The following is an 11,914-nucleotide window of genomic DNA, read 5'->3' as shown; positions in this document are numbered from 1 at the left end:
GCAGCAAAGTATGTAAATCTGTTTACAAGTGAACTTGCCAAGTTCGTGATGACCTGGAACAGAAGGCGCCCGTGTCTCAACGCCCGAAACTGAGCGACGTACTCTATGCGGACATGCTTGAGCGCCTCCGGCGCGGCGAAGTCTTCGCCGATGGCAAGCTGCCCTCCGAGAACGAACTGAGCCAGGAGTTTGGCGTCTCGCGGCCGACGGTGCGCGAGGCATTGCGGCGCCTGCGCGATGATGGCCTGATCCATTCCCGGCAAGGCGCCGGAAGCTTCATCGCGGCAGTGCAACCGCAGTTGGCTGCGCCGCCGCCCCGCGCTCCCGTGAGCAAGGACGAAGGCATTCGCACGATCTCGAATGTCAGACGCGTCTATCAGTTCCGGATCGCGCTCGAAGGCGAGGTTGCCTATGCGGCCGCGCTGCATCGCAGCGAGGCCGATATCGCCGCGATCCAGAAGGAACTCGACGCGATCCACCTCGCGATCAAGACGGGCCGGATCGGCGTCCAGCAGGACAGCGATTTTCACGCAGCGATCGCGCGAGCAACCCAGAACCCCTATTTCGAGGCCGCTCTGGCCGCTGTGAGGCCTCAGGTCGATTTCGTAATCGACCTCGCGCGCAGCTTCTCCGTCCTGCAATCGGCCGAGCATCTCGCCATGGTTCAGCGCGAGCATGCGGCTGTCTTCGAAGCCATCCGCGACGGCGACGGCGTCAGGGCGCGCGAGGCGATGCAGGCCCATATCCGCAATGCCCAGGAACGGGTCTTCGACGGCATCCATTTCTGAAGATCCACCGGCCGGAGCCTCCGGCTTGCTCAAGCTGGGGATCGCATTCTCATGTCCGCTTTCATGCTTGACGCGCATCATGACATGGTTAGCATTCAAAATGGGAATGGTACCGTCCGATGGATCTGCGCCAGCTTGAAGCGTTCGCCGCCGTCATATCCGCCGGGAGCATCACCGGCGCAGCGCGGTTGCTCGGCCGCTCGCAACCAGCCCTGACCCGCCTGATCCAGGAGCTCGAGGAGACGCTGGGTTTCAGCGTGCTTCACCGCAGCGGCCCGCGCGTCACCCCCACCGAGCGCGGACTGCGCTTTCACCAGGAAGTCGAGCCCGTCATCACCTGGCTTCGGCAGCTGCGCGAGCGTGCGGAGGCCATCGCCGCCGACAAGCCGCGCTCGCTCGAGATCGCGGCGATCGCCTCCTTCGCCGCCGGCATGTTGCCCGCAGCCCTGGCGCGGCTCGGCCAGGATGCCTTGCCGGAACAGGTCCATATTCGTGCAGCATTGGCCGAACAGGTCGTCCAGTCGGTCGCGACCCATGTCGCCGAAATCGGCGTGACCAGCCTGCCGGTCGATCATCCCGCCCTCGAAATCCACTGGATCGGCGAAGCGCCCTGCGTAGCCGCTATCCGCGCCGACGACCCTCTGGCCGGTTCCGACACGGTTCCGCTGGCCTCGATAGAAGGGCGTCGCCTGATCACGATGGCCAACCCCTTCCGCTGGCGTAGGCGCGTCGACATCGCCCTCGAGCAGGTTGGCGTCAGGCCGGCCTCGGTCCTCGATGCCAACACCTCCAACACGGCGCTGATGGCCGCGCGCGCCGGCCTCGGCATCGCGATCCTCGAACCGGTGATCGCCTATGGCATGCCGCTCGAGGGCGTCGCGATCCGCAAGCTCGACGTGCCCATCTCCTTCTTCTGGGGCGTGGTCACGCCTTATGGCCGGCCGCTGACGCCTCTCGTCGAAGGGCTGGTCGGCGCGCTGGAGGCTCTCGCTCGCGAGACGCTGCCCGGCTTCGTCAAACACCCTCCCACGGCGCGTGATCGCCTGCTGGCCGATATCTTCGGCCCGGCCCCGGTCGCCGCCAGAACGATCGGAAGAACGGCATGAATGCCGCCTTGCCAGCCCCGATGGGCCTCTCCGCATTGGAGCAACGCCTCCGTCAGGACCTTGAATGGCTGGAATGGCCGGCGAAGGACTGGGTGCCGCCGCGCGAGTTCGATGGCCAGCGTGTTCGTGACGTCGTGGTGATCGGCGCAGGCATGTGCGGGCTGGCAGCCTCAGCCGCACTCAAGGGGCTCGGCCTCTCCAACATGACCGCTCTCGACCGCGCTCCCACCGGCCAGGAAGGCCCGTGGGTGACCTATGCGCGCATGGAAACCCTGCGTTCGCCCAAGCAGCTCACCGGCCCCGCACTCGGCCTGCCCGCATTGACCTTCCGCGCCTGGTATGAGGCGCAGTTCGGCCGCGCGTCCTGGGACGCCCTCGGCAAGATCCCGCGCGGCATGTGGATGGACTATCTGGTCTGGTATCGGCGCGTGCTGAGCCTCCCGATCGCGAACGGAACCTCGCTCGACGCGGTGACGCCGCTGGCCGACGACATCCTGGCCCTCGACATCTCGGATGTTGAGGGAAGACGCACCATCTTCACGCGGCATCTGGTGCTTGCCACCGGCCGCGATGGGCTGGGCGGCCCCTGGGTGCCACCGATCGCGCATCGCATGGACCGCAAGTTCTGGGCCCATAGCGCGGACGATATCGACTTTGCGGCATTGAAGGGCCTGCGGGTCGGCGTGATCGGTGCCGGCGCCTCGGCCATGGACAATGCTGCGACGGCGCTGGAGCATGGCGTCGCCAGTCTCGATCTCATCGTGCGTCGCAAGGATCTGCCGCGGATCAACAAATTCACCGGCATCGGCAGCCAGGGCGTGGTACACGGCTTCGCGGGGCTGCCCGACGACTGGAAATGGCGCTTCCTCGACTGCGCGCTGAAGGCACAGACTCCACCGCCGCGTGACAGCACCTTGCGGGTCTCGCGCCATGCCAATTCACGCTTCCATCTCGGCAGCCCGTTGCTCGATCTCGTGGAGCAGGCTGGCCATCTCGTGCTGACCACGCCGAAGGGCGTGCATCATCTCGACTTCCTGATTTTCGCAACCGGCTTCTCGGTTGATCCCGCGCAGCGTCCGGAACTCGCAGCGGTCGCGCCCTTCATCCGCCTCTGGAAGGACCGCTATACGCCACCGCCAGGAAACGACAGCGCTGAGCTGCTGCACGCGCCCGATCTCGGCTCCGCCTTCGAATTCCAGGAGAAAGCACCGGGCACCTGCGCCGCTCTCTCCCGCATACACTGCTTCAACTATCCTGCGATGCTGAGCCACGGAAAGCTCTCGGGTGACATTCCGGCGGTCAGCGACGGCGCCGAGAGACTGGCTCGCGGCATCGCCCGCGCACTCTTCGTCGCCGATCGCGAGACACATTACCGGGCCTTGATGGCTTACGACACGCCCGAACTGCTTGGCGATGAGTGGCAGGATGCGGACTCCGAACTGGAGGGCAGCCATGCCGGCAGGTGAGCGCCCGCTGGTCGAGGCCTTCTACGGCATCTCCTCGCCCTGGGCCTATTTCGGCGCGCCCAGGCTTTACGACATCGTCGAACGCACAGGCGCGTATCTCCGCCTACGGCCGATCCGGATCATCGAAGCGAATGGCGGCATTCCGCTTAGGACCCGCCCCGATCCACGTCAGGACTATCATGCGGTCGAACTCGATCGCTGGCGCCGCCATCTCGGCATGGACCTCAACCTGAAGCCGCGCTTCTACCCGTGCCGGACGATCGAACCGGCGGCACAGGCCGTGATCGCCATCGACCGTGCCGGCCTCGATGCGCGCAGCTTCTCTCTTGCCGTCCAGCGCGCGCTCTGGGCGCAAGACCGAGACATTGCCGATCTCGATGCCCTGAAGGCGATCGCCCGCGAAACCCTTGGCGAAGACGCGGTAGCGCTCGTCGCCAATCCCCAGCAGCCGGCGATTGTCGCGGCCTGGAACGACAACCTCACTGAAGCCGAGCATCTCGGCATCTTCGGCACCCCTACCTACGTCGTGAACGGCGAACTGTTCTGGGGCCAGGACAGGCTCGATTTCGTCGAACGCGCATTGCTGACCACCTCTCCAACACCCGCCCCAGCCCCCTGAAGGAGTCGACCATGAAGCCGTTGTCGATCGTTGCCGCCCTAGGAACCGCGCTCCTCCTCACCGCAGCGGGCGCTCCGGCCCGTGCCGACTACCCGGACAAGCCGATCGAGATGATCGTCGCCTTCGCACCCGGCGGCGGCACAGACGTCGCCGCCCGCTCGATCGCCCGCTACATGGAGAAATATCTCGGCCCGGGCGCCCGTATCGGCGTCGTCAACAAGCCCGGTGCCGGCGGTGAGATCGGATGGACCTCGGTCGCCCAGGGCAAGGCCGACGGCTACACCATCGGCTTCATCAACGCGCCGGCGATCAACGCCCTCGTGGTCGAGGGCAAGACGAAATTCAAGATGAGCGACTTCCAGCCCGTCGCCAATCTCGTCTACGATCCCGGTGTCCTTGTCGTTCCCAAGAACAGCCCCTATTCCTCGCTGAAGGACCTGGTCGACGCAGCCAAGAAGGCTTCGGGCGCCGTCGTCATCGGCACCTCAGGCGCCAGCGGCTCCTCGGAGCATATCGCGCTCCTGAACTTCCAGCGCCTGGCCGATACCAAATTCACACCCGCCTTCTTTGGTGGCACGGCACCGGTGCGCCAAGCCGTGCTCGGCGGCCATGTCCCGGCCGCGACGATGAATCTCAGCGAGGCCCTGCAGATCGCACGCGAAGGCACCATCAAGGTCATCGGCGTGATGAGCGCCGAGCGCTCGTCCTATTTGCCTGACGCACCGACTTTCCGCGAAGGCGGCTATGACGTCGTCGTCGGCGCGTCGCGCGGCATCGCGGCGCCGAAGGGCATCCCGGCCGATGTCATCGCCAAGCTGGAAAAGGCGATCGACCAGGCGCTGAAGGACCCCGAATATCTCGATGCCGCCAAGAAGGCCGAGATTCCGCTGCAATATCTCGCCTCGTCAGACTTCAAAACCTTCCTCGACCGCGCCTCGACCGATCTCCAAGCCACCTGGAAGGCAACCCCATGGAAGTGACGCCCGAGGCATCTACCCCACAGGGGCGGTCGCGAAGCCTCGCGGAAATCGGATTCGCCACCCTTCTGGTGGCGACCTCCGTCGCGGTCATCGCCACAGCCTCGACCTACCCTGCCGAGAGCGCTGCCTATCCGGTTGCCATCGGCATAGGTATGGCCGTGATCGGCTGCTGGATCGCGTTGCGCGAAATCCTGCGGCGGCAGCGGGGCAATCCGATGCAAGGCCGTTTCGCCGAGCACGCCCCTCGCCTCGCCATCGGTGTCGCAGCGCTTGTCGTCTATTTCGCGGCGGTCAGCCTCATCGGCTTCATCCTGCCGAGCCTCGCGCTCTGTGTTCTGCTGCCGGCCGCCGTCGGTTTCCAGCGCTGGCGCCTCTCGGCCATCGTCGCCGTGGTCTGTGTGGTCTCGATCCTGGCGATCTTCGTCTATGCGCTTGAACGTCCGATCCCGCCGGATGTCCTTTCCCCGTTTCTGGGACGGCTGAGATGATCGACGCGCTCCTCCACGCCCTTCCGCTTGTCTTCGCACCGATGAACATCCTTGCGATGTTCATCGGCCTGATCGCCGGTCTGATCGTCGGCTGCCTGCCGGGCCTGACCGTGGTGACCGGCCTTGCCGTGCTGATCCCGCTCACCTTCGGGCTGGATCCGATGTTTGCACTCGGCATGATGGCCGGCATGTACAATGGCGGTTCCTATGGCGGCGCCATTCCGGCCATCCTGATGCGGGTGCCGGGCACGCCGGCTTCGGTCGCGACCGTGCTCGACGGCTACAAGATGACCCAGAAGGGTCAGGCAGCCTATGCGCTTCAGGTGGCGCTCCTGTCCGGCGTCATCGGCAGTGTCCTGTCCTCGATCTCGCTCATCCTGCTTTCGCCGCCGCTGGTTTCCTTCAGCCTGATGTTCGGGCCGATCGAGTATTTCTGGCTCGGCATTCTTGGTCTTGCGACAGTCTCTTCGCTGCTCGGCGACGATCTGCCAAAGGGGCTTATCGCCTGCGGCATCGGCCTGCTGATCGGCGCCGTCGGCCAGGATATCTCGAACGGCACCGAACGTTTCACCTTCGGCCAGCTCGACCTGCTCGACGGCTTCAGCGCCATCGTGCTGCTCACGGGCCTCTTCGCCGTCCCCCCTGTTCTGCAGATCATCGAGGAGGCGGTGAAGACCGGCATGAGCGGCGACAAGCTCAAGCTGCACCGCCAGGGTTCGGCGCTCAGCCAATGGCGCTTCTTCACACCGGTCTGGATCCGCAGCTCGATCATCGGCATCATCATCGGCATCCTGCCGGGCGCGGGCGGCAGCATGTCGTCCTTCCTCGCCTATAACGAGGCCAAGCGCGTCGCCCGCAATCCGGAAACCTTTGGCCATGGCAATCCGGAAGGCGTCGCAGCCTCCGAATGCGGCAATGGCGCTGATAACGCCGCCTCATTGATCCCGGCGCTGGCGCTCGGCATCCCGGGCTCGGGCGTCGCCGCCGTCATCCTCGGCGGGCTGCTCGTGCACGGCCTCAGGCCCGGCCCGCAGCTCTTCCGCGAGCATCCGGACATCGTCTACGGCTTCATGTTGCAATTCCTGGTGACGTCGTTCCTGCTCGCCATCGTCGGCGGCCTGGCCGCAACGCGGATCTTCGGCCAGGTGCTGCGGTTGCCGCGCATCGTGCTCGCGCCGGTGATCCTGCTTTTCGTCACCGTCGGCGTCTATTCGGTCAACAACTCGCTGTTCGATCTCTGGGTGCTGCTCGGCGTCGGGCTGATCGGCTATGTGCTGGAGCGGCTGGACTATCCGAGCGCCCCGATCGTGCTCGGCCTGCTGCTCGGCCCGATGATCGAGAGCCAGCTCCGGCTCGCCTTGACCATCTCCGGCGGCAAGACGACGGCGCTGCTCTCGACCCCGATCGCCGTGACGCTCGCCCTGCTGAGCGCCGCCATCCTACTGGCTCCGGCTTGGCGGATGTGGCGCGAGCGCGGCAAGACGCCCGTCATCGAGGGGGCCGAAAGCCGCTAGGCGCTATTTCGGCGCCAAGGTTCATGAGTTCTTGCGAGCCCGGTTCAGGTTATATCCTGAGCCGGGCTCGCTTGTTCGCGGATGGCGCCGCGCTGAGAAGGCCCTGCATGAATCTCCTGATCGCCAGGCAGTTTCCGGGCCGATTGAGATTATCCGCTTGAACCTGAGGCCACTGCAGGTTCTACAAGCCCTGTCTCTGATGCAGCCAGCCGGAGACGAAGGTGATCCCATCCAGACAAATCCACGTCCCGAGAGTGGAGCATCCGTGATGCGTCGTCATTTCGAACGAGCCCTGCTTTGGGCGGCCCTCGCCTTCGCTCTCGATCAGGTCACGAAATGGCTGATCCTCGATGTCGTCATGGTGCCGCCACGCCTGATCGAGATCGCGCCGTTCCTGAATCTGCGCCTCGGCTTCAATTACGGCGTCAGCTTCGGGCTGTTCCGCGACACGCTCGAGGCCTGGCCGGAATTGCTGGCCGCATTCAAGCTCATCGTCGCGATCGGGCTCCTCTTCTGGGCGGCACGCTGCGACGACGGGCGGGAGCGTGTCGGCCTTGGCCTGATCGCCGGAGGCGCACTCGGCAATGCCCTCGATCGCTGGCGGCAGGGCGCGGTCACGGATTTCATCGACCTGCACTACCAGGGCTGGCACTGGCCGACCTTCAACGGAGCCGACATCGCCATTTCGGCGGGGGTCGGACTGATGCTGCTTGCCGCCCTTCCCAGCGCCCAGCCTGCGCCGAAACCGCGCACGTAAGCGTGATCGGGGCTTGATCCTGCTCCGGGGTCAGCCTGTAGGAAAGCGTTAACCTCGCTTCTTCACCTCCTGTCAGCCTTGATCATCCACGCTTCTCCATATGTCCGCACGTCAACCTCGCCCGTTCCTCGGTCTCGCCCTCGCATTGGCGCTCGGTGCCGCTGCGCTGAGCGGCTGTGTCAGCGGCGAAGGCGACACGCGCCATCTCCAGCCCCTGCCGGCCCGTCTCGTGGCCGAGATGTCGGGCAAGGGCATGACGCAGGCCGACCCGATCCTGGTGCGCCTCTTCAAGCAGGAAAGCGAACTCGAAGTCTGGAAGCGGGATCGCAGTGGCCAGTACGCATTGCTCAAGACCTATCCGATGTGCCGCTGGTCAGGGCAGCTCGGTCCCAAGAAGCGCGAGGGCGACCGGCAGGCTCCGGAAGGGTTCTACACCGTCACCGCGGACCTGATGAATCCGCGCTCGCAGTTCTACCTGTCCTTCAATCTCGGCTACCCCAATGCTCTCGAGCAGGCGCAGGGCTATACCGGCTCGGCCCTGATGGTGCATGGCGCCTGCACCTCGGCCGGCTGCTACGCGATGACGGATGAGGGCGTCACGGAGATCTACAGCCTGGCGCGCGAGGCCTTTGCAGGCGGACAGCGCAACTTCCAGGTCCAGGCACTACCCTTTCGCATGACGCCGCAGAACATGGCCCGCCATCGCAGCAACCCGAACATCGCCTTCTGGCGCAATCTCAAGGAAGGGTCCGACCATTTCGAGGCGACGCGGCAGCCGCCCGCGCTCGCCGCCTGTGGCCGGCGCTATGTCTTCAATCCCAGCGCGGGCTCCGGCCCCTTCAGCCCCGATGCACCCTGCCCTGCCTATGAGGTCGAGCCGACCATCGCCGCGGTCGTGGCGCAGCGCCAGTCCCGCGACGAGCAGCGCTTTGCCGAACTGGTCGGCCGTGGCGTCCCGGCGATGAGCTACGCCTATCTCGATGGCGGCATGCACAAGAGCTTTCGCGGCCTCCTGCAGAAACTTGGGCCGGAACGGATGCAGACCATGGTCGCCGGCAAGATCGAGATCAGCCGGCCTGAAGCAGCGCTGGCCGATCCGTTCAACGGTGGTGATGAAGCCGCCGAGGTCGAGACCACGGCCTCTCTCGCCAAGCGATAACTTGCCAGACAATAACTTGGCGAACACCGACGAGCCCGACATCACGCATGCAAGCCCTCAAATTCATTCGCTATGGCGCCTGGCTCCTGGTCGGCGTCATCAGCTTCGTCAGCGCTGCGATCCTGCTTGGCTGGTGGCAGGTCGACGGTCCCGGGCGTCCATCCGCGGCAACGACGACAGCCCAGGGCATCGCTCAGGTCGGCGGCCCGTTCACGCTGGTCGACCATAAGGGGAAGGCCGTCACCGACGCCGATTTCCGTGGCAAGCCCATGGCGGTGTTCTTCGGCTTCACCCACTGCCCGGAGGTCTGCCCGACGACGCTGCTCGATATGAGCAACTGGCTTTCCAGGCTTGGCCCCGACGCGGACAGACTGCAGATCCTGTTCATCACGGTCGATCCCGAACGCGACACACCGGAGCAGATGGCGCTCTACCTGCAGTCCTTCGATCCCCGGATCGTCGGTCTCTCCGGCAGTCGCGAGCAGGTCGATGCTGCGATCGGCGCTTACAAAGTCTATGCCAAGCGCATCCCGACCGAGAGCAGCTACACCATGGACCACACCGCGTCAGTCTACCTGATGGACACGCAAGGCCGGTTCAAGACCATGATCGACTATCACGAGGACGAAGCCACCTCGCTCGCCAAGATCAGCCGAGTACTCGACTAGCCCATCTCCCGACAGTTCCGCGCGGGCGTGAAAGGCGTGTGGTCGAAAGCCGGATCATCAAGGCAAATTCAGCCCCCTTGCGCTATGCTGCCATCGTTCCGATTCCAGGAAAGCGCAAGCGACCATGCCAGACAGCGACAGCCAGGACAGCGTCATCACGACGGGCCTGACCGTCCGGCTTTACGATGCGCTTTCGCAGGCCATCGTCGCCGGTGAACTTGCGCCCGGCGAGAAACTGAGCGAGCCCGTCATCGCGCGGCGCTATGGCGCCAGCCGGGCGCCTGTGCGCGAGGCCATCCGCCGCCTCCAGGAGCGCGGCCTCGTCACCTATGTCGCCAATCAGGGCGTGCGCGTCGCCGAGCCCAGCGCCGCAGAGTTCCTGGCGCTGCTCGATGTGCGCGAAGCCACCGAGGGTATGGCCGCCCGCCTCGCCGCCGAGAATATGAGCGATGCGGAGATCCGGGCGCTCGAAGATCTCGTGGCCGGCCACCGCGACGAGATCGAGCGCAATCCGCTCGGTGCCTATCTGCAGGACGAGCCGGAGGCGGATTTCCATCGGCGCATCGCCAATGGCAGCGGCAATCCGATCCTCGCCGAATTGCTCTGCGAGCAATTCTATCCGCGTCTGCGCCTGTGCCGGCGCCTGCATTCGACCGTTCGGGGACGCGGGCGCGAGGCCTGGCGCGAACATGTGCGCATCACGGAAGCAATCAGCCATCGCGACGGCGAGCTGGCGGAGATCCTGATGCGGCGTCACATCCGCGCCGCCAGGACCGCCCTGCAGGCGGCGCTGTCCGCGGCCGAGGCGATCCGGCCGGCAAAGCGCCGCGCCGGGGCCAGTGACTAGCGCTCAGCCGGTGGAAATGGCGGGCTCCGTCTTCGGCCGCGACCGAAGCCGGGCCAGGATCGGCGGTACGACCAGCACGACAAGCGCTATGGAGAGCAGCGTCGTGGCGATTGGCGTGCTGACCAGCACGCCCCAATCACCCTGGCTGACCGCAAGCGCACGCCGAAGCTGGATTTCGGCCTGCGGCCCGAGGATCAGGCCGATCAGCACGGGCGCGATCGGGAAATCATAGACCCGCGCCACATAGCCGATGAGACCGAGGCCGCACATCAGCAGCAGGTCCATCCAGGACGTCGACAGCCCCCAGACGCCGACCAGCGCAAAGACGACGATGCCGCCATAGATATAGTGCCGCGGGATCAGCAGTAAGCGCACCCAGATGCCAACGAGCGGCAGGTTGAGCACAAGCAGGATCAGATTGCCGATATAGAGCGAAGCAATCAGGCCCCAGAGCAGGTCAGGATTGGTCGCAAACAGCATCGGCCCGGGCTGCAGCCCGTAATTCTGGAAAGCGGCGAGCAGCACCGCGGCCGTCGCCGTCGAAGGCAGGCCGAGCGTCAGCAATGGCACCAGAATGCCGGCTGCGGCCGCGTTATTGGCGGCTTCCGGGCCGGCGACTCCTTCGATCGCACCATGTCCGAACTCCTTAGGATGCTTGCTCAGGCGGCGCTCCAACGCATAGGACAGGAAGGTCGGGATTTCAGTGCCGCCTGCCGGCAATGCGCCGATCGGAAAGCCGATGACGCTGCCCCGCAGCCACGGCTTCCAGGAACGCGCCCAGTCCTGCCGGGTCATCCAGCTCCCGCCCGATAGCGGGTTGATCGCCGCCGGCACCGTGCCGCTGCGGCTTGCGACATAGAGCGCTTCGCCGATCGCAAAGAGCGAGACCAGCACGACGGTGAAGGAGACGCCATCGAGCAGTTCGAGCGTTCCGAAGACCATGCGGGTCTGTCCAGTCTGGGTGTCGATGCCGATCGTGCCCAGCGCCAGGCCGAAGAACAGAGCGGTGAAGCCGCGCACCATCGATCGGCCCATCACGACCGCCACGGAGGTGAAGGACAAGACCATCAGGGCGAAATAGTCCTCCGGCCCGAAGACGAAGGCGAGCTCCGCGATCGCCGGCGCAAGAAAGGTCAGGGCCAGCGTGCCGATCGTGCCCGCGACGAAGGAGCCGATCGCCGCCGTCGCCAGCGCAGCCGCACCGCGCCCGTTGCGCGCCATGCGGTTGCCCTCGAGTGCGGTCATTACCGCCCCGCTCTCGCCGGGCGTGTTGAGCAGGATCGAGGTCGTGGAACCGCCATAGAGGGCGCCGTAGAGAATCCCGGCGAACATGATGAAGGCCGAGGCAGGCGCCACCTGGGCCGTGATCGGCATCAGCAGCGCGATGGTCAGTGCCGGCCCGATCCCCGGGAGCACGCCGACGGCGGTGCCGAGCGCACAACCGATCAGCGCCCAGAACAGGTTCATCGGCTGCAACGCGACTGCAAATCCGCCGATCAGCTGGCTCAGGATGTCCATGACT

General features: G+C 65.5%; 12 protein-coding genes. 11 read left to right on the top strand and 1 reads right to left on the bottom strand.

The window, feature by feature from the left end; translation table 11 throughout:
- The first annotated feature begins 71 nt into the window (after positions 1-71).
- The 11 genes from AB4099_RS20215 to AB4099_RS20165 all read left to right on the top strand — a co-directional run bounded on the left by AB4099_RS20215 (position 72) and on the right by AB4099_RS20165 (position 10,392).
- A complete protein-coding gene (locus AB4099_RS20215; protein WP_162768178.1) occupies positions 72-788 on the top strand; it encodes a FadR/GntR family transcriptional regulator in 717 nt (238 codons plus the stop codon).
- 119 nt (positions 789-907) lie between these two features.
- Positions 908-1,894 carry a LysR family transcriptional regulator gene (locus tag AB4099_RS20210; protein ID WP_113515910.1) on the top strand — a complete coding sequence of 329 codons (987 nt, stop codon included), beginning with the start codon at positions 908-910 and terminating at the stop codon, positions 1,892-1,894.
- Positions 1,891-3,360 carry an NAD(P)-binding domain-containing protein gene (locus AB4099_RS20205; protein WP_441479373.1) on the top strand — a complete coding sequence of 490 codons (1,470 nt, stop codon included), beginning with the start codon at positions 1,891-1,893 and terminating at the stop codon, positions 3,358-3,360. Before AB4099_RS20210 ends, AB4099_RS20205 begins: the two co-directional genes overlap by 4 nt.
- Positions 3,347-3,979: a 2-hydroxychromene-2-carboxylate isomerase gene (locus AB4099_RS20200; RefSeq protein WP_113515908.1), complete on the top strand. Its 633-nt coding sequence runs from the start codon at positions 3,347-3,349 to the stop codon at positions 3,977-3,979. Before AB4099_RS20205 ends, AB4099_RS20200 begins: the two co-directional genes overlap by 14 nt.
- 11 nt (positions 3,980-3,990) lie before the next feature.
- Positions 3,991-4,959: a tripartite tricarboxylate transporter substrate binding protein gene (locus AB4099_RS20195; protein ID WP_113515907.1), complete on the top strand. Its 969-nt coding sequence runs from the start codon at positions 3,991-3,993 to the stop codon at positions 4,957-4,959.
- On the top strand, positions 4,950-5,447 hold the full coding sequence (locus AB4099_RS20190; RefSeq protein ID WP_113515906.1) for a tripartite tricarboxylate transporter TctB family protein: 498 nt from the start codon (positions 4,950-4,952) through the stop codon (positions 5,445-5,447). Before AB4099_RS20195 ends, AB4099_RS20190 begins: the two co-directional genes overlap by 10 nt.
- Positions 5,444-6,961 (top strand): tripartite tricarboxylate transporter permease, encoded by a 1,518-nt coding sequence (locus tag AB4099_RS20185; RefSeq protein WP_441479372.1) that lies wholly within the window; start codon positions 5,444-5,446, stop codon positions 6,959-6,961. Before AB4099_RS20190 ends, AB4099_RS20185 begins: the two co-directional genes overlap by 4 nt.
- Before the next feature lie 268 nt (positions 6,962-7,229).
- Positions 7,230-7,718, top strand: a complete 489-nt coding sequence (gene lspA, locus AB4099_RS20180) for a signal peptidase II (protein WP_113515904.1) — start codon at positions 7,230-7,232, stop codon at positions 7,716-7,718.
- A gap of 100 nt (positions 7,719-7,818) precedes the next feature.
- Positions 7,819-8,877, top strand: coding sequence for a L,D-transpeptidase family protein (locus tag AB4099_RS20175; protein WP_441479371.1), 1,059 nt, complete (start codon positions 7,819-7,821; stop codon positions 8,875-8,877).
- Positions 8,878-8,924: 47 nt separating this feature from the next.
- Entirely contained in the window at positions 8,925-9,545 is a 621-nt protein-coding gene (locus tag AB4099_RS20170; protein WP_441479370.1) for an SCO family protein, read from the top strand.
- Between the two features lie 124 nt (positions 9,546-9,669).
- Positions 9,670-10,392 (top strand): GntR family transcriptional regulator, encoded by a 723-nt coding sequence (locus AB4099_RS20165; RefSeq protein ID WP_441479369.1) that lies wholly within the window; start codon positions 9,670-9,672, stop codon positions 10,390-10,392.
- 3 nt (positions 10,393-10,395) lie between these two features.
- On the opposite strand, the gene AB4099_RS20160 is transcribed toward AB4099_RS20165, so the two are convergent.
- On the bottom strand, positions 10,396-11,910 hold the full coding sequence (locus AB4099_RS20160; protein WP_441479368.1) for a tripartite tricarboxylate transporter permease: 1,515 nt from the start codon (positions 11,908-11,910) through the stop codon (positions 10,396-10,398).
- Positions 11,911-11,914: the final 4 nt, after the last annotated feature.

The sequence above is a fragment of the Allobosea sp. 2KB_26 genome (genome assembly GCF_052115715.1).
Taxonomy (GTDB): Bacteria; Pseudomonadota; Alphaproteobacteria; order Rhizobiales; family Beijerinckiaceae; genus Allobosea.
The sequence above is the reverse complement of the archived record's forward strand: the minus strand, read 5'-3'. Positions and strand labels throughout refer to the sequence as shown.